The following is a 16,454-nucleotide window of genomic DNA, read 5'->3' on the forward strand; positions in this document are numbered from 1 at the left end:
CTGCTTCAGGCGACATGCAACGGCGCTAGCGGCCGAGAAAACCTAGCACCAGCGCTTTGTACTTCTCCGGCGCCTCAAGGAAGACGAGGTGGCCGGTGTCCGGGATCACCTCGGCCCGCGCATTCGGCATCTTCGCGGCCAGCGCCTTCGCCAGCTCGGCATTCTGTCCCATCTTGGCGCGCAGCGCCTCAGGTGCGAGTGGCCGTCCCGGCGCGTTGTGGTCGTCGGCGCCCATGATGAACAGCGTCGGCTCGGAAACAAGCGCGACCTCGTGCGCCACCGGCTCGCGATAGATCATCTGGCCGGAGGAGACGAAGGCGCGCAGCCAGCGCGGATAGTCCGGGCTGCCCTTGATGTTGAAGCGGGCATCGACGAATGGCGTGATCGCTTCCGGCGGCAGCTTGATCGCGTAATTGGTCTGGAGCTGCTTGCGGTAGCCGTCGGCGGTGAGCTTGTCCTCGCTCTCGATGATCTTGTCGGTCGGGGTCGGCGGCACATAGAGGCGGTAGTCTTCCAGCCCAATTGGGGCCGTCAGAACAAGATGAGAGACGCGGTCCGGATAGGCGCGGGCGATGCGTACGCCGAGCATGCCGCCGAGCGAATGCGCCACGACTTCCGCTTTGTCGATCTTGAGGTGATCGAGCAGCGCGATGGTGTTACGCGCCAGCGTGTCGAAGTGCAATTCGCCGGACGGTTTGGAGGATTTGCCGAAGCCGATCTGGTCGGGCACCACGACGCGGAAGCCGGCCTCGCTCAGCATCTTGGTGACGGGTGCCCAGTAGCTCGACGGAAAATTGCGCCCGTGCAGCAGCACCACGGTGCGGCCGTTCGGCTGCGTGGGCGCGACATCCATATAGGCCATGCTGAGCTGCTCGCCGTCGTTGACAACAGGCAGCAGGTGCACGGGATAGGGATAGGCAAAGCCTTCGAGCGCGATGCCGTAGGGTTCGCGCTGTGGGCCGTCGGCAGCGCTGGATGCGAAAGGAACGGCGAGAAGGGTGGCGGCGAGCGCGGCCGTAAGGATGCGGGTCATGGGGAGGCTCTGGGTAGAGTTGGAGTGAGGAGATCCAATCTCCGTCATGCCCGGGCTTGTCCCGGGCATCCACGTGGATCAACGCGCACTGCACTAAAGACGTGGATGGCCGGGTCAAGCCCGGCCACGACGAGGAGCTCCGATCACACGCAAACGTGCGATCTTACGCATCTCGCGTGACTAGTCCTTCTCATTTCCGAATAGCGCCGCAAACTGCTTCTCGCCGGTGCGGGTGAAATTCACGACGCGGCTGCCCGGGGTGCTGTCGCGCGCGGCCCATTTCAGCTCGGCGAAGCGTTGCATCATGGCGGCGCCGAGCGTGCCGGCGAGATGATGGCGGCGCTCGCTCCAGTCGAGGCAGGCCTTGCACACCGGGCGGCGCGGATGGGCCAGCATGTCGGGCGAGATCTGCAGCTGTTTGGCCAGGAAGCGCTCGCCTTCCGGCGTCAGCTCGATGTCCTGCTTCCTCTGCCTGATCAGGTTTCGCGTGCGCAGGCTATCCAGCATCTGCACGCCGAGATCACCGGCCAGATGATCGTAGCAGATCCGCGCGCGGCGCAGCGCCGGATCCTTCGGCCCGGTGCGCACGCGCATGTGGCCCGTGCGCGCAGCAAGCCCCGCAAGTCCCTCGAGCACGCCGGCGACATCGTCGTCGGTGAGGCGGTAGTAGCGGTGCCGGCCCTGCTTCTCCGGTTCGATCAGTCCGCCGGCCTCGAGTTTTGAAAGGTGCGAGCTTGCGGTCTGCGGCGTGATGCCGGCCTCCTGCGCCAGCTCGCTCGCGGTGAGCGCGCGGCCGTTCATCAGCGCCGTGAGCATGTTGGCGCGGGCGGGATCGCCGACCAGCGCGGCGACCATGGCGATGTCAGGACCTGATTTCATGCTTCGATGGTAGCCGAAGCATTGTAGTCGGGCAAGGGCGTAGCGTGTTGCCACAAACTCGTCATTGCGAGCGAAGCGAAGCAATCCAGACTGCTTCAGCGGCGACGGTGTCGCTTTGTCCGTTGCGACGACCAATCAGGAGCCCACATGTCCGTTACCGTCTTCATCCGCTACCAGCTCGACCCCTTCAAGCGCGCGCAGTTCGAGGAATATTCCAAGCGCTGGCTCACCATCATTCCGAAATGCGGCGGCGACCTGATCGGCTATTTCATGCCGCATGAGGGCACCAACAACATCGCCTTCGGACTGATCAGCTTCGAGAGTCTGGCCGCCTACGAATCCTATCGCGCGCGGCTGCGGCAGGATACCGAGGGCATGGCCAATTTCCATTTCGCCGAGGAGCACAAATTCATCCTCGCGGAAGAGCGCACCTTCCTGCGCAAGGTGGTACTGTAGGCCACCAACGCAGGGAGATGCCCATGATCGCCGTGATTTTCGAAGTCTGGCCCAAGCCGGAACATCGCCAGGACTATTTCGATCTCGCCGCTGATCTGAAGCCGATCCTGCAGACCATCGACGGCTTCATCTCGGTCGAACGCTTCGAGAGCCTCACCGACAAGGGCAAGATCCTGTCGGTGTCGTTCTGGCGGGACGAGGGCGCGGTGCAAGCCTGGCGCAACACGATGGAGCACCGGCGCACCCAGGCCAAGGGCAGAGCGCAGATCTTTGCCGATTATCATCTGCGCATCGCCAGCGTCGTCAGGGACTACAGCATGACCGATCGCGAGCAGGCGCCGAAGGACAGCCGCGCGGTGCACGACGCGCACTAGCGCTTGCATTCACGCGGGCTTATGTCTGCGCGGCGATCAATCAGGGAGAGAAACATGCACGTGACAACCGCTGACAAGCGCGCGACGTTCAAGAAGATGCACGAGAGCGGCTGCTTCATCCTGCCCAATCCGGTCGATGTCGGCAGCGCCAAGGCGTTGCAGCATCTCGGCTTCAAGGCGCTGGCCTCATCCAGCGCGGGCTTTGCCTGGACCATCGGCAAGGCCGACAACCATGTCACCGTCGAGGAGGTCTGTCAGCATCTGGCAGCATTGTGCTCGGCCGTCGACATCCCCGTGAATGCGGATTTCGAGGGCGGCTTCGCGGTCGAGCCGGACAAGGTCGCAGATCATGTCGAGCGCTGCGTGCGCACCGGCGTTGCGGGCCTCTCGATCGAGGATTCCACCGGCGACAAGGACAAGCCGATCTACGAGCGCGCGCTCGCGGTCGAGCGCATCGCGGCTTCGCGCAAGGCGATCGGCGACAGCAACACGATGCTGGTTGGTCGCTGCGAGGCTTATCTGTGGGGCGTCACTGACCTCAAGCTCGTCATCGACCGGCTCACGGCCTATGCCGATGCCGGCGCCGATTGTCTTTACGCACCGGGCCTGAAGACCCGCGAGGACATCGCTGCGGTGGTGAAGGCTGTCGCACCGAAGCCGTTCAACCTGCTGATCGGCGCATCCGGGCTGTCGCTGCGGGAGGCCGAAGATCTCGGTGTGCGCCGCATCAGCGTCGGCGGATCGCTCGCCCGTGCCGCCTGGGGCGGCTTCATGCGCGCCGCCAGGGAGATGGCGGAAAAGGGAACGTTCACCGAGCTTGCCGGAGGCTATCCCGGCGGCGAGCTCAACAAGATGTTCAGCTAGAGCATGATCCGGAAAAGTGTGAAGCGGTTTTCCGGAAAGATCATGCTCCAACGATAAACGAAAAGCGGCGGGACCTTTCGGGTCCCGCCGCTCTCAAATGTCATTGCGAATTGTTACTTTGCGGCGTCAGACGGAGCGGCCGGTTCCGGTGCCGCCGGCTTGCTCGGTGCGGCGCCGGTGGTCATGCCGGGTTCGGTGTTGCTGCGCGGCGTCACGTCACGCATGCCGGGAGGTGCGGCCGGCTTGGCGGACGGCGCCTGCTGGGCCGTCTGCGTCATCGGCGCGTTGCTCGCCTGGTTGCCGGTGCTGGAGTTGTTCAAGCCATAGAACACGGCGCCCAGTACCAAGGCGACCGCCACCGCGAACACAGCGACCTTGCCGCTGGAGGCGGGGCCTTCGCCAAGCTCGGGATCGACCTGAAGTTCGGCATCCCGGCGCGCCGCGCGAACATACTCATCGTCGGCGAGGTTGGGGCGATACGGATCGTTGGGAAAACGCTCGTCAGCCATCGTTGGATCTCCTCGTTTATTGCGCGGTGACAACCCCTGGATGCGAGATTCTGTTCCGCCCTCCTTATGCTTTCGTCGCATGTTGCCCCCTCGCAAGGAATCGGGAACCTGTTAGGTTCCACCGGTCACGAAGGGAACAAGGCGATGTGGAGCCTGCCGCCGAGCGATAGCGTGCTGCATGTCCTGTCCCTGGTCGCCGTCGCCGCGCAAGGCATGACCGCTGCGCTCGCGGCGGGCAGGCGCAGCATGGACTGGTTGGGGGTCTGCTTCCTCGGCTGCATCACTGCGCTCGGCGGCGGCACGCTGCGCGATCTGTTTCTCGGGCACTACCCGCTGGCCTGGGTGCAGAGCCCGATCTATCTGGCGCTCGCCGGCGGCGCGGCCTTTCTCACCATTCTGACCGCGCGCCTCGTGCACCGGCTCAAGCTTGCCTTCATCGTGCTCGATGCGATCGGCCTCGTCGTCTTCACCATGACCGGCTGCGATATCGCCTGGCAGATGGATGCGACGCTGCCGATCGTCATCGTCTCCGGCATGGTGACGGGCTGCGCCGGCGGCGTGCTGCGCGACGTGCTCTGCAACGACGTGCCGCTGCTGTTTCGCTCGGAGCTCTACGCCACCGTTTCGGCGGCCACCGGCCTGTTCTATGCCACCGCCTTCGGTTTCAATCTCAACGCCGAGCTCTGGACCATCTTGACGTTCGTGCTCGGCATCAGCTTCCGCCTGCTGGCGGTCCGCTACAAATGGGAGATGCCGAAATTCGTCTTCACGGGGGATGAGGAATAGCGCTTGCTTCGCTCCGCTCTATCCACATCGTCATTGCGAGCGCAGCGAAGCAATCCAGAATCTTTCCGCGGAGGGACTCTGGATTGCTTCGCTGCGCTCGCAATGACGGAGAGGCGTCAATCCTGCTTCCGCGCCTTCGCCACCTGCGCCGGCGTCACCATCAGGCCCGCATTGCCCCAGGAATTGCGGATGTAATTGGTCACCGCCGCGATGTCTTCGTCGGACAATTGTTTGGCATAGGCCGGCATCTCGCCGGTGTTGGGCGCGCGCGGCGTCGTCACCGTGTGGGCGCCGTCGAGGATGACGCGCAGGGTGGAGGATGGATTGATCGATTGCAGCAGTGCATTGCCCGGCAGCGGCGGATAGATCCGTGGCGCGCCCGTGCCGTCGGCCTCATGACAGGCGATGCAGAGTTTTGCGTAGACGGCCTGGCCGGCCTTCATCTCGGTCTCGCCGGGCGGCGTCACGATCGTCTCGCGCCGCGCCGGCGGCAGGCTCTTCAGATAGAGTGCGATCGCGCGCACATCGGCATCGCTCATCTTCGACGTGGAGTTGACGACTACCTCCGCCATCGGGCCGCCGGCATGGCTCCTGGCATTGCGCCCGCTCTGCAGATACTCGACGATGTCCTGCGCGCTCCACGATTTCAGCCCGGTGCGCGCGGCACCATCGAGCCTTGGCGCATACCAGCCGCCGATTTCGCTGCCGGCGAGCGCCTGCGCGGTCTTGTCCGCGCCAAAATAGTTCTTCGGCGTGTGGCAGGCGCCGCAATGGCCGAGCCCGGTGACGAGATAGCCGCCCCTGTTCCACGCCGCGCTCTGGCTCTGATCCGGCTCGAACAGGCCGGGCGTGAAGAACATGGCGTTCCAGACCCGCATCAAGCGGCGATAGCCGAACGGCCAGCGCAGCTCCGGCGGTTTGTTCCGGCTCACGACGGGCGACAGCGTGCCGAGATAGGCCCGGATCGCCAGCGTGTCGTCCTTGGTCATCTTCGTGAAGTAGGGGTAGGGGAACGCCGGGTAATAGTTCGAACCGTCCGGCGCGATGCCGGTGCGCAACGCGCGCGTGAAATCGGCATCCAGCCAGGCGCCGATCCCGGTCTCGCGATCCGGCGTCAGGTTCGGCGCATAGATCGCGCCAAAGGGCGTGTCGATGCGCTTTCCGCCAGCGAACGGTCTTGCGGGATCGGCGGTGTGGCAGCCCGCGCAGTCGCCGGCCTCGACCAGCGATTTGCCATGGGCGATCAGCTCCGGCGATGGCTCGGCGGCGAGGGCCATGCTCGCAGCCGCACTGCACAAGAGCAAAACAGCCAGAATCGTCCGCATCCCGAGGTCTCCCGCGACCAATCGCCCACGTCCCACATTATACGTGCGTCACGTCGTTTCGCGACGGCGGGGGTATCGTGACACAAATTGAAAATCGCCGATGCCTTGCAGCCACGAAGTTGCGATTTTTACCCGGCGCTTCCTTTGGTCCAGATTTGTGATGCGGAGCGTTAAATATCCGACATAGAGTGGCGCGGATGGTCGGCGCGCCCTAGCTAAAAACAACGGGCAGGCAACGGCTTAAGCAGCCAAGCGCTCAAAAGGGCGGAAGAGGACGAGAATGGGCATCAACCAGGGTCCGATCAGTCTCGATCAGAAATACACCCAGGACACCGGCCATATCTTCACGACCGGCATTCAGGCGTTGGTCCGCCTGCCCATGGCTCAGATCCGCCGCGACCGCGCCGCGGGGCTGAACACCGCTGGCTTCATCTCGGGCTACCGCGGCTCGCCGCTCGGCGGCTACGACCAGCAGCTGTTCGCCGCCCGCAAGCATCTCGAACAGTACAACATCAAGTTCCAGCCGGGCGTGAACGAGGACCTCGCGGCCACCGCCGTCTGGGGCTCGCAACAGCTCAACCTTTCGCCCGGCGCCAAGTATGACGGCGTGGTCGGCATCTGGTACGGCAAGGGCCCCGGGGTCGACCGCTGTGGCGACGTGTTCCGCCACGGCAATGCCGCAGGCTCCGCCAAGAACGGCGGCGTGCTGTGCCTCGCCGGCGACGACCACGGCGCCAAATCCTCCACCGTTCCGCATCAGTCCGACCACGCCTTCATGTCGGCGCTGATGCCGTATCTTTATCCCTCGAGCATTCACGAGATGATCGAGATGGGCCTGCTCGGCATTGCGATGTCGCGCTATTCGGGCTGCTGGGTCGGCATGAAGGTGATCACTGAGACGGTGGAGACCACCGCCGAGATCGACCTCACCGACGAGATGAAGCCGTTCATCATCCCCACCGATTTCGAGCTGCCGCCGGGCGGCCTCAATTTGCGCTGGCCCGACGACCGCTTCGAGCAGGACCGCCGCCTGCAGGACTACAAGGGCTTTGCCGCGATCGCCTTTGCGCGCGCCAACAAGGTCAACCGCATCACCATGGATTCGCCGAACGCCCGCTTCGGCATCATGGCGTCGGGCAAGAGCTACGAGGACGTCCGGCAGGCGCTGCGCGAGCTCGGCATCACCGAGGAGATCGCCGCCAAGATCGGCCTTCGGCTCTACAAGATCGGCATGCCCTGGCCGCTGGAGCCGGAAGGCGTGCGCCAGTTCGCGGTCGGGCTCGAAGAGATCTTCATCATCGAGGAACGCCGCGAGATCGTCGAGAACCAGGTCAAGCAGGAGCTGTTCAACTGGCGCGACGACGTCCGCCCGCGCATCGTCGGCAAGATGGACGAGCACGACAAGCGCTTCCTGACCTTCTCCGCCGAGCTCAGCGTCGCTTCGCTCGCGACTTCGCTGACCGAACGACTGCTTCGACTGAATCTCAATCCTGAAATCGCGGAGATGCTCCGCGTCAAGGCCGACTGGTTCAACGGCCGCCAGGCGACCCAGATGCAGGCGGTCGCTCCCGTCTCCCGCACCCCGTATTTCTGTTCCGGCTGTCCCCACAACACCTCGACCAAGGTCCCCGAAGGCAGCCGCGCGCTGGCCGGCATCGGCTGTCACTTCATGGCGCTGTGGATGGACCGCTCGACCGAGACGTTTACGCATATGGGCGGCGAGGGCGTGCCGTGGGTCGGCATCGCGCCCTTCACCAACGAGAACCACATCTTCGCCAATCTCGGCGACGGCACTTACTTCCACTCCGGGCTGCTGGCGATCCGCCAGGCGGTCGCCTCCAAGACCAACATCACCTACAAGATCCTCTACAACGACGCCGTCGCCATGACCGGCGGCCAGCGCCATGACGGCGATCTGTCGCCGCAGCAGATCACCTTCCAGCTCCATGCCGAAGGCATCCGCGAGATCTACCTGGTCTCCGAAACGCCCGATGCCTATCCCGCCGACAGCATCGCGCCGGGCGTGAAGCTCTATCATCGCGACGAGCTGCAGAACGTCATGAAGATGTGCCGGGAGCACAAGGGCACATCGGCGATCGTTTTCGTGCAGACCTGCGCCGCCGAGAAGCGCCGCCGCCGCAAGCGCGGCCTGCTGGAGGATCCGGCGCGCCGCGTCATGATCAACCCGGCCGTCTGCGAAGGCTGCGGCGACTGCTCGGTGCAGTCGAACTGCATCTCGGTTGAGCCGCTGGAGACCGAGTTTGGCCGCAAGCGCGCCATCAACCAGTCGTCCTGCAACAAGGACTATTCCTGCGTGAAGGGTTTTTGCCCGTCCTTCGTCATCGTCGACGGCGGCAAGCCGCGCCATCGCGCGCCGGCCGATCTCAGTGACATCGGTGCGATTGCCGAGCCGGCCTCGCGGCCGACGCTGGATAAACCCTACAACATCGCCGTCGGCGGTGTCGGCGGCACCGGCGTGCTCACAATCGGCGCGCTGCTCGGCATGGCCGCTCATATCGAGGGCAAGGCCTCGATGATCCTCGACATGTCGGGCCTGGCGCAAAAGGGCGGCGCGGTGCTCAGCCACGTACGGCTATCGGATCATCCGGCCGAGGTGACATGCTCGCGAATTGTCACCGGCACGGCCGACGTCGTGCTCGCCGCCGACGAGGTGGTTGCGGTCGCCAGGGACACCATCTCGCTCTGCGACACCACCCGCACCCGCGGCATCATCAACAGCCACGTCATTCCCACCGCCGATTTCGTGCTCAACCGCGACTTCAATTTCCAGACCCGCAAGCTGAACGGACTTTTGGAAACGGCGCTGCACAAGGACTCCGTCTTCTTCGACTTCACCAAGCCGGCCGAGCAGCTGCTCGGCGACAGCATCGCCACCAACATGATGATGATGGGCTATGCCTATCAGAAGGGCCTCTTGCCGCTGTCGGCGGAGTCGATCGAGCAGGCGATCGAGGTGAACGGCGTCTCGATCAAGATGAACAAGGAAGCCTTCCGCCTCGGCCGCCTCGCGGTCGCCGATCCCGCACGTCTTGCCGGCATGCTGAAGGGAACGGACGAGGTCGTCGCGCCCAAGTCTCTGGACGCGATGACGCTCGACGAGGTGATCGAGCATCGCGCCAAGCACCTGACCGCCTACCAGAACAACCGTCTTGCCAGACGCTATCGCAAGCTGATCGACCAGGTTCGCGAGGCCGCGAAGCAGGGCGGTTATGACGATGCGCTGCCGCGTGCGGTCGCGGTGAATTACGCCAAGCTGCTGGCCTACAAGGACGAATACGAAGTCGCGCGCCTCTTCACCGACGGCGCGTTCGAAAAGCAGCTGCGTGACCAGTTCGAAGGCGACTTCAAGTTCAACTTCAACCTCGCACCGCCGATCCTCAGCAGTGGCGTCGATGCACTGGGACGCCCGAAGAAGCGCGCCTTCGGCCCGTGGATGCTCTCTGCGTTCCGCGTGCTCGCAAAATTCAAGGTCCTGCGCGGCACGCCGCTCGACATCTTCGGCCGCAGCGCCGACCGCAAGCTCGAGCGCGACCTGATCACGGGCTACGAGAAGGACGTCGCCACCGTGCTCGGCCTCTTGTCGCCGGTCACGATCGACACCGCGGTGGAATTGCTGTCGCTGCCCGACCGCATTCGCGGCTACGGCCCGGTGAAGGAGAAGGCCGTCGCGGACGCCAAGGCCCGCTACGCCCAGCTTGCGGCGGATCTGGCGAGCCCGCCGCCGGCTCCGAGGCAGATTGCCGCGGAGTAGGGAAGGTCCCGGATGGTGGGCAAAGGCGCAAAGCGCCGTGCCCACCATCTAGCTGGGATGAGTCCGAAGACGTGGGCACGCTGCGCTTTGCCCGCCCTACGGCACTATCTGTTGTGCTGCCCGTCGGGCAAAACACCCATGCCGTGGGTCAATCAGCCTGCGCAAAAACATTTCGCTTTACCGAAATTCGGAATTGTCGTATCCATCCGCCGCCTCATCCCTCTCAAAGGGGCGTATCGCGATCGTCACGGAACGCGGGGTGAGCGGCGGTGGACGCGGGCTGCGTCGCGCGGGACATTGTCTCGCGTGCACGACGGGCGCGGTCTCGCGTACGGCAAAATCGCGTGGTCCTGGCGCCCGCAGGCTGGCGTCAAGTCTTGCGGTCACTCGCAAGGCGACGGGGGCAATAGTGCATCGCTCCCCGAGGAGAGCGCGACATAAGCCGTAAAGCCACTGCGCAGGGAAGGCCGGATGTTTGGCTTCACCTGTATGCCGCTGTGCAGCCTCTTGTAGCGCAATTTTCGCACAGTGGACCGCGGGTGCCAGTCGGCACCCGGTCTTCCCTGCGCCCTCTGTTCCCAGAGGGAGTCAGACGGACGCATAGCTCGGGCAGGACATGCCGCGAGAAAGCGGGGATGTGTCTACTGGCGAGTGTTGAGTTGAACAGCACCGTCAGCGCCACGAACTCCGTCATGGCGAGCGCAGCGAAGCAATCCAGAGTCTCTCCGTGGATGGATTCTGGATTGCTTCGTCGCCGGGGCTCCTCGCAATGACGACGCGGCGGGCAGGGTCGCGTCCTACTGTTTCCCGGCTTTAGGGTGGGCCCATTTGCGCCAGCCCGCTGCCCTCTCGCCCGACGGAATATTTCCGCGCTTGCCAATCAGGCCACCGGGGTTCAGAAAAAAGGCGAAGAAGAAACGCGAGCGGAGACCTCTGTTTTGACCATCAAGGGCAAGGCCTACATTGCCGGGATCTACGAACACCCGACCCGGCATGCGCCGGACAAATCCACCGCCCAGCTCCACGCCGAGGTCGCCAAGGGCGCGATCGAGGATGCGGGGATCAGCAAGGACGACATCGACGCCTATTTCTGCGCAGGCGATGCGCCCGGCGGCGCCTGGCCGATGGTCGACTATCTCGGCCTGAACACCAAGAAGCTGCGCCACGTCGATTCCACCGAGACCGGCGGCTGTTCCTACATCATCCATCTCGGCCATGCCGCCGAGGCGATCGCGGCGGGCAAGTGCTCGATCGCGCTGATCACGCTCGCCGGCAAGCCGCGCACGGGCGCGATGCCGCCGCGGGCGCAGGGCGCCGAAGCCGATTTCGAGACCGCGTACGGCGCGACCACCCACAATGCCTATGGCATGTGTGCCATGCGCCATATGCACGACTATGGCACCACCAGCGAACAGCTCGCCTGGATCAAGGTCGCGGCCTCGCATCACGCGCAATACAATCCGCATGCGATGCTCAAGGACGTCGTCACCGTCGAGGACGTGCTGAACTCGCCGATGATCTCCGATCCGCTGCATCGCATGGACTGCTGCGTCGTCTCCGACGGCGGCGGCGCGCTGATCGTGACCACGCCTGAGATCGCGAAGAGCCTGAAGAAGCCGCTGGTGCGGCTGATCGGCCATGGCGAAGCCATGAAGGGCCCGCGCGGCGGCAAGGATCTCGATCTCACATACTCCGCCGGCATCTGGTCCGGCCCGCGCGCCTTCGAGGAAGCCGGCATCACGCCGAAGGACATCAAATACGCCTCGATCTACGACAGCTTCACCATCACGGTGTTGATGCAGCTCGAGGACCTTGGCTTCTGCAAGAAGGGCGAGGGCGGCAAGTTCGTCGCCGACGGCAATCTGATCTCGGGCGTCGGCAAGCTGCCGTTCAACACCGATGGTGGCGGCCTCTGCAGCAACCATCCCGTCAATCGCGGCGGCATGACCAAGATCCTCGAGGCCGTCAGGCAGTTGCGCGGCGAGGCGCATCCGAAGGTGCAGGTTCCAAATTGCGATCTCGCCATCGCGCATGGCACCGGCGGCCTTCTGGGCGTTCGCCACGCCGCCTCGACCGCCATTCTGGAGCGCGTGTGATGAGCGAAGCTAAGAAGTACCCGGCCCCCGTAACCAATCCGGAGACTGCAGCGTTCTGGGACGCCGCCAAGCAGGGCAAGTTCATGATCAAGCGCTGCACCGCCTGCGGCGAGGCGCATTACTTCCCACGCTCGATCTGCCCGTTCTGCTATTCGGACAAGACGGTGTGGGAAGAGGCTTCGGGCGAGGGCACGATCTACACCTGGAGCCTGATGCGGAAGTCGCCGACGGGGCCTTACGCGATCGGCTACGTCACGCTGAAGGAAGGTCCGTCAGTCCAGACCAACTTCGTCGATTGCGATCTCGAGAAGCTGAAGATCGGCCAGAAGGTGAAAGTGGTGTTCAAGCCGACCGACGGCGCACCGCTGCCGTTCTTTACGGTGGCATAGTCTTTTCTTCCTTCCCCCTTGCGGGGGAAGGTGGCGCGAAGCGCCGGATGAGGGGTATCGCTCCACGGAGAGAATTTTCAACGCGGAAGCAACCCCTCACCCAAACGAGTTTGCTGCACGGCTCTCGCTGCCCTCTCCCGCAAGGGGAGAGGGCGCCTCAATGAGCGCCGGTGAAATGCCGGGAGGAAACAAAAAATGTCCGCCAGATATGAAGAACTCAAAGCCCTCAAGAACATCGGCCAGAAATACGCCTACACCGATCGCGACGTGATGCTCTACGCTTATGGCATCGGCCTCGGCGCTGATCCCATGGACGAGAACGAGCTCGCCTTCGTCAACGAGGGCACGCTGACGCCGCGGCCGCTGAAGGTGGTGCCGACCTTTGCGTCCGTGGCGGCGTGGGGCTCGGGGCCCGGCGAGATGAATCTCAACCGCGTGATGGTGGTGGATGGCGAGCGCGACATCACTTTCCATCAGCCGCTGCCGGTGGCAGCCAACATCACCGCCGACTCCTCTGTCGTCGAGGTCTACGACAAGGGCAAGGATAAGGGCGTCGTCATCGCTCACCAGACCGTGTTGAAGAACGAGAAGGGCGAGAAGCTGGCAACGCTGGTTGCCTCGCGCTTCGCCCGCGGCGACGGCGGCTTCGGCGGGCCGAACCTGACCCAGCCCGATCCGCACAAGATCCCGTCGCGCAGCCCCGACAAGACCATCGACATCGTCACGCGTCCCGACCAGGCACTGGTCTATCGCCTCTGCGGCGACCGAAACCCGCTTCACTCCGATCCCGAGTTCGCCAAGAAGGCCGGCTTCCCGCGTCCGATCCTGCACGGCATGTGCACCTACGGCATCACCTGCCGCGGCGTGCTCCAGACCTATGCCGACTACGATGCTTCCGCCTTCCGCCAGCACGTCGCGCGGTTCTCCTCGCCGGTCTATCCCGGCGAGACCGTGACGATGGACCTCTGGAAGGACGGCAACACGATCTCGTTCGAAGCCAAGGTGAAATCGCGCGGCGTCACCGTGATCAAGAATGGGAAGACGGTGCTGGGTTAGTGCAGTCTCGTGCCCCGGACGCGGCGCAGCACCCAGTGATGCGCCGCAGAGCCGGGGCCCAGAGAGCCCAGGCAAAGAAAGAATTGGGGCCCGGCTCTGCGAAGCAGCGTTTCACGCTGCATCGCGTCCGGGACACGAGAAAGCAAAAACAAACAGGGAGAAGCCACCATGGGACTGCTCGACGGCAAGGTTGCGCTGATCACCGGGGCGGGCGGCGGGCTCGGCGAGGCCTACGCAAGACTGTTCGCGCGGGAAGGGGCCTCGGTCGTCGTCAACGATCTCGGCGGTCCCCGCGACGGCTCCGGCGCCGACAAGTCGATGGCGCAGCAGGTCGTGGACGCGATCGAGGCCGAGGGCGGCAAGGCGGTCGCCAACGGCGCCGACATCTCCACCATGGAGGGCGGCCAGTCGGTGTTCGACGACGCCATCAAGCATTTCGGCCGCGCCGACATCCTGGTCAACAATGCCGGAATTTTGCGCGACCAGACCTTTGCCAAGGCCTCCGAGGCCGACTGGGACAAGGTCATCAAGGTCCACCTGAAGGGTACCTTTTGTTGCACGATGCCGGTGTTTCGCTGGATGCGCGAAAACGGCGGCGGCGTCATCGTCAACACCTCCTCGACCTCGGGGCTGATCGGCAATTTTGGTCAGTCCAACTACGGCGCGGCCAAGGGCGGGATCTGGGGGCTGTCCAACGTGCTGGCGATCGAGGGCCGTAAGTACAACATCCGGATCTGGACGCTGGCCCCGGGCGCCCTGACCCGCATGACCGCAGACCTGCCCCGCTATAAGGAGAACCCGGGGGCCGCGCTGGGGCCGGACGGCATCGCGCCGGCCGTGCTATACATGGTCAGCGATTTGTCGGGCGATCAGACCGGCAAGGTGCTGGGCGTGTCCGGGCCCCGCGGCGTGCGCGAAATGCGGATGATGGAAATGGAAGGCTGGAAACCGCCGCACACGGGCTGGAAGGCTCAGGACATCGCCGATCATGCCAAGGAGATCTTCTTCTCCGAAGAGCAGATCAAGATGGGGGCGCGGCGGTTTTAGCCCTACGAGAGAGAAAACAAGGAAGACGATGAAACTGACCGCCGACGCCAAGGGCACCTTCGCAATCGCGCCGACGCCGTTCCACGATGACGGCCGGATCGACGAACGCTCGATCGACCGCCTGACCGATTTCTACGAGGAGGTCGGCTGCGATGGCGTCACGGTGCTCGGCATCCTCGGCGAGGCGCCCAAGCTCGACGCAGCCGAGGCCGAGCAGGTGGCGGTGCGCTTCGTCAAGCGCGCCAAGAAAATGCAAGTGATCGTCGGCGTCTCCGCGCCGGGCTTTGCCACCATGCGTGCGCTGGCCAGGGCATCGATGGACGCCGGCGCGGCCGGCGTGATGATCGCGCCGCCGCCGAGCTTGCGTACCGACGACCAGATTGTCGGCTATTTCAAGCAGGCCGCCGAAGCCATCGGCCCCGATGTGCCCTGGGTGCTTCAGGATTACCCGCTGACGCTGTCGGTCATCTTCACCCCCGCCGTGATCCGCAAGATCGTCATGGACAATGCGAACTGCGTGATGCTCAAGCACGAGGACTGGCCGGGGCTCGAGAAGATATCGACGCTACGCAATTTCCAGAAGGACGGCTCGCTCCGTCCGCTGTCGATCCTCTGCGGCAATGGCGGCATGTTCCTCGATTTCGAGATGGAGCGCGGTGCTGACGGCGCCATGACCGGCTACGCCTTCCCCGAGTTGCTGATCGACGTCGTGAACCTTTCCAAGGCCGGCAAGCGCGACGCCGCGCACGATCTGTTCGACGCGCATCTGCCGCTGATCCGCTACGAGCAGCAGCCGGGCGCGGGCCTTGCCGTGCGCAAATACGTGCTCCAGAAGCGCGGCATCATCGCCTCGAGCGCGCAGCGCAAGCCGGGCGCGACCATCACCCCGGCGGCGAAGGCGGAGGTCGAGTACCTGCTGTCGCGCGTCGCCCGTGTCGACAAGCGCGCCAATCTCGGCCCGCAATCCAGCGCTGCAGGTTAAATGAATGCCCGAAACATCAGCGTCACGTCCGGCCTCGACGATTCTCCTGCTGCGCGATGGCGCAAGTGTCGACGGCAAGAGCCGCGACGAGATCGAAGTCTTCATGATGGTCCGCCATCATCAGATCGAGTTCAACTCGGGCGCGCTGGTGTTTCCGGGCGGCAGTGTTGATGCCGGCGATCAGGAGATTGTCGCCCGTGCCGACCTGTATTCGGGCGGCGAGGGCCTCAGCGAGGCGGACCGCGGTTTTCGTATCGCCGCGATCCGCGAGACCTTTGAGGAGAGCGGCATCCTGCTGGCGCGCGCGAAGGACTCGGGCACGCCGATCGATGCCAGGCGCGCCGGCGAGATCGCGGCTGCGCATCGCGTGGCGCTCAACGAGCACAAGATCAGCTTCCTCAGCATTCTGGCCGACAACGGGCTTCAGCTCGCGCTCGACACGCTGGTGCCTTACGCGCACTGGATCACGCCGGAGGGCCTGCCGAAGCGCTTTGACACCTGGTTCTTCCTCGCCGCAGCGCCGCCCGACCAGCTCGGCGCGCATGACGGTCGTGAGTCGACGGATTCGATCTGGGTGTCGCCGCGTGAGGCGGTGGAGGGTGGCGAGAGCGGACGCTTCAAGCTGCCGTTCCCGACCACGCGCAACCTGATCCGGCTCGCCAAGCAGGGTAGCGTCGATGCTGCGCTCGACCATGCCCGTGGCATGTCGATCGTCACGGTGATGCCTGTCATGACCAAGACCGAAGCCGGCCGCCAGCTCCGGATTCCCCTCGAGGCCGGCTACGACGGCGAGGTGTTCGAGGTCGGCGCCGTCGGCTGACACACTTCGACAGGCGACGAACTATCGCGCCCCGCCGTTGCCGTATGTTCCGTCCTCTGACAGCGA

At 64.5% G+C, this 16,454-nt stretch carries 15 protein-coding genes; 11 read left to right on the forward strand and 4 right to left on the reverse strand.

The features are described 5' to 3' along the window. Positions 1-25 precede the first annotated feature (25 nt). Together FNV92_RS14720 and FNV92_RS14725 are read right to left on the reverse strand one after the other, a co-directional pair. Positions 26-1,033 carry an alpha/beta fold hydrolase gene (locus FNV92_RS14720; RefSeq protein WP_143845900.1) on the reverse strand — a complete coding sequence of 336 codons (1,008 nt, stop codon included), beginning with the start codon at positions 1,031-1,033 and terminating at the stop codon, positions 26-28. A 180-nt stretch (positions 1,034-1,213) separates the two neighbouring features. Then, positions 1,214-1,912, reverse strand: a complete 699-nt coding sequence (locus tag FNV92_RS14725; RefSeq protein ID WP_168213713.1) for a metalloregulator ArsR/SmtB family transcription factor — start codon at positions 1,910-1,912, stop codon at positions 1,214-1,216. Between the two features lie 147 nt (positions 1,913-2,059). On the opposite strand from FNV92_RS14725, the gene FNV92_RS14730 reads away from it, so the two are divergent. Genes FNV92_RS14730 through FNV92_RS14740 form a run of 3 tightly spaced genes read left to right on the forward strand, consistent with a single transcriptional unit; the run spans position 2,060 to position 3,606 of the window. Next, entirely contained in the window at positions 2,060-2,368 is a 309-nt protein-coding gene (locus tag FNV92_RS14730; RefSeq protein ID WP_143845899.1) for an NIPSNAP family protein, read from the forward strand. 23 nt (positions 2,369-2,391) lie between these two features. Next, the gene (locus FNV92_RS14735) at positions 2,392-2,742 is read left to right on the forward strand and encodes an antibiotic biosynthesis monooxygenase family protein (protein WP_143845898.1); all 351 of its coding nucleotides are present in this window, start codon (positions 2,392-2,394) and stop codon (positions 2,740-2,742) included. 54 nt (positions 2,743-2,796) lie between these two features. After that, a complete protein-coding gene (locus tag FNV92_RS14740; protein WP_143845897.1) occupies positions 2,797-3,606 on the forward strand; it encodes an isocitrate lyase/PEP mutase family protein in 810 nt (269 codons plus the stop codon). A gap of 113 nt (positions 3,607-3,719) precedes the next feature. Here the strand turns inward: FNV92_RS14740 and FNV92_RS14745 are convergent, their stop codons facing one another. After that, positions 3,720-4,115, reverse strand: a complete 396-nt coding sequence (locus FNV92_RS14745) for a hypothetical protein (RefSeq protein WP_143845896.1) — start codon at positions 4,113-4,115, stop codon at positions 3,720-3,722. A gap of 144 nt (positions 4,116-4,259) precedes the next feature. Between FNV92_RS14745 and FNV92_RS14750 the strand changes: the two genes are divergently transcribed. Then, on the forward strand, positions 4,260-4,901 hold the full coding sequence (locus FNV92_RS14750) for a trimeric intracellular cation channel family protein (protein WP_143845895.1): 642 nt from the start codon (positions 4,260-4,262) through the stop codon (positions 4,899-4,901). A gap of 116 nt (positions 4,902-5,017) precedes the next feature. On the opposite strand, the gene FNV92_RS14755 is transcribed toward FNV92_RS14750, so the two are convergent. Continuing rightward, complete coding sequence (locus FNV92_RS14755) at positions 5,018-6,226, reverse strand: c-type cytochrome (protein ID WP_143845894.1); 1,209 nt, start codon at positions 6,224-6,226, stop codon at positions 5,018-5,020. Positions 6,227-6,506: 280 nt separating this feature from the next. Between FNV92_RS14755 and FNV92_RS14760 the strand changes: the two genes are divergently transcribed. The 7 genes from FNV92_RS14760 to FNV92_RS14790 all read left to right on the forward strand — a co-directional run bounded on the left by FNV92_RS14760 (position 6,507) and on the right by FNV92_RS14790 (position 16,388). Continuing rightward, entirely contained in the window at positions 6,507-9,998 is a 3,492-nt protein-coding gene (locus FNV92_RS14760) for an indolepyruvate ferredoxin oxidoreductase family protein (protein WP_143845893.1), read from the forward strand. Between the two features lie 938 nt (positions 9,999-10,936). After that, complete coding sequence (locus FNV92_RS14765; protein WP_015685452.1) at positions 10,937-12,094, forward strand: thiolase domain-containing protein; 1,158 nt, start codon at positions 10,937-10,939, stop codon at positions 12,092-12,094. Continuing rightward, positions 12,094-12,483: a Zn-ribbon domain-containing OB-fold protein gene (locus FNV92_RS14770; RefSeq protein ID WP_015685453.1), complete on the forward strand. Its 390-nt coding sequence runs from the start codon at positions 12,094-12,096 to the stop codon at positions 12,481-12,483. The genes FNV92_RS14765 and FNV92_RS14770 overlap by 1 nt, the downstream gene beginning before the upstream one ends. A 195-nt stretch (positions 12,484-12,678) precedes the next feature. Further along, positions 12,679-13,539 carry a MaoC/PaaZ C-terminal domain-containing protein gene (locus FNV92_RS14775; RefSeq protein ID WP_143845892.1) on the forward strand — a complete coding sequence of 287 codons (861 nt, stop codon included), beginning with the start codon at positions 12,679-12,681 and terminating at the stop codon, positions 13,537-13,539. Positions 13,540-13,707: 168 nt separating this feature from the next. Further along, positions 13,708-14,586, forward strand: a complete 879-nt coding sequence (locus tag FNV92_RS14780) for an SDR family oxidoreductase (RefSeq protein WP_143845891.1) — start codon at positions 13,708-13,710, stop codon at positions 14,584-14,586. A gap of 28 nt (positions 14,587-14,614) precedes the next feature. Further along, a complete protein-coding gene (locus tag FNV92_RS14785; RefSeq protein WP_143845890.1) occupies positions 14,615-15,568 on the forward strand; it encodes a dihydrodipicolinate synthase family protein in 954 nt (317 codons plus the stop codon). A 4-nt stretch (positions 15,569-15,572) separates the two neighbouring features. After that, positions 15,573-16,388, forward strand: a complete 816-nt coding sequence (locus tag FNV92_RS14790) for an NUDIX hydrolase (protein ID WP_143845889.1) — start codon at positions 15,573-15,575, stop codon at positions 16,386-16,388. Positions 16,389-16,454 lie beyond the last annotated feature (66 nt).

Source organism: Bradyrhizobium cosmicum (assembly GCF_007290395.2).
Taxonomy (GTDB): Bacteria; Pseudomonadota; Alphaproteobacteria; order Rhizobiales; family Xanthobacteraceae; genus Bradyrhizobium; species Bradyrhizobium cosmicum.

Bases quoted from the DNA above. Each gene is read 5' to 3' on its own strand.
- FNV92_RS14720 (WP_143845900.1), bottom strand. From the start codon at position 1,033: ATGACCCGCATCCTTACGGCCGCGCTCGCCGCCACCCTTCTCGCCGTT.
- FNV92_RS14725 (WP_168213713.1), bottom strand. From the start codon at position 1,912: ATGAAATCAGGTCCTGACATCGCCATGGTCGCCGCGCTGGTCGGCGAT.
- FNV92_RS14730 (WP_143845899.1), top strand. From the start codon at position 2,060: ATGTCCGTTACCGTCTTCATCCGCTACCAGCTCGACCCCTTCAAGCGC.
- FNV92_RS14735 (WP_143845898.1), top strand. From the start codon at position 2,392: ATGATCGCCGTGATTTTCGAAGTCTGGCCCAAGCCGGAACATCGCCAG.
- FNV92_RS14740 (WP_143845897.1), top strand. From the start codon at position 2,797: ATGCACGTGACAACCGCTGACAAGCGCGCGACGTTCAAGAAGATGCAC.
- FNV92_RS14745 (WP_143845896.1), bottom strand. From the start codon at position 4,115: ATGGCTGACGAGCGTTTTCCCAACGATCCGTATCGCCCCAACCTCGCC.
- FNV92_RS14750 (WP_143845895.1), top strand. From the start codon at position 4,260: ATGTGGAGCCTGCCGCCGAGCGATAGCGTGCTGCATGTCCTGTCCCTG.
- FNV92_RS14755 (WP_143845894.1), bottom strand. From the start codon at position 6,226: ATGCGGACGATTCTGGCTGTTTTGCTCTTGTGCAGTGCGGCTGCGAGC.
- FNV92_RS14760 (WP_143845893.1), top strand. From the start codon at position 6,507: ATGGGCATCAACCAGGGTCCGATCAGTCTCGATCAGAAATACACCCAG.
- FNV92_RS14770 (WP_015685453.1), top strand. From the start codon at position 12,094: ATGAGCGAAGCTAAGAAGTACCCGGCCCCCGTAACCAATCCGGAGACT.
- FNV92_RS14775 (WP_143845892.1), top strand. From the start codon at position 12,679: ATGTCCGCCAGATATGAAGAACTCAAAGCCCTCAAGAACATCGGCCAG.
- FNV92_RS14780 (WP_143845891.1), top strand. From the start codon at position 13,708: ATGGGACTGCTCGACGGCAAGGTTGCGCTGATCACCGGGGCGGGCGGC.
- FNV92_RS14785 (WP_143845890.1), top strand. From the start codon at position 14,615: ATGAAACTGACCGCCGACGCCAAGGGCACCTTCGCAATCGCGCCGACG.
- FNV92_RS14790 (WP_143845889.1), top strand. From the start codon at position 15,573: ATGCCCGAAACATCAGCGTCACGTCCGGCCTCGACGATTCTCCTGCTG.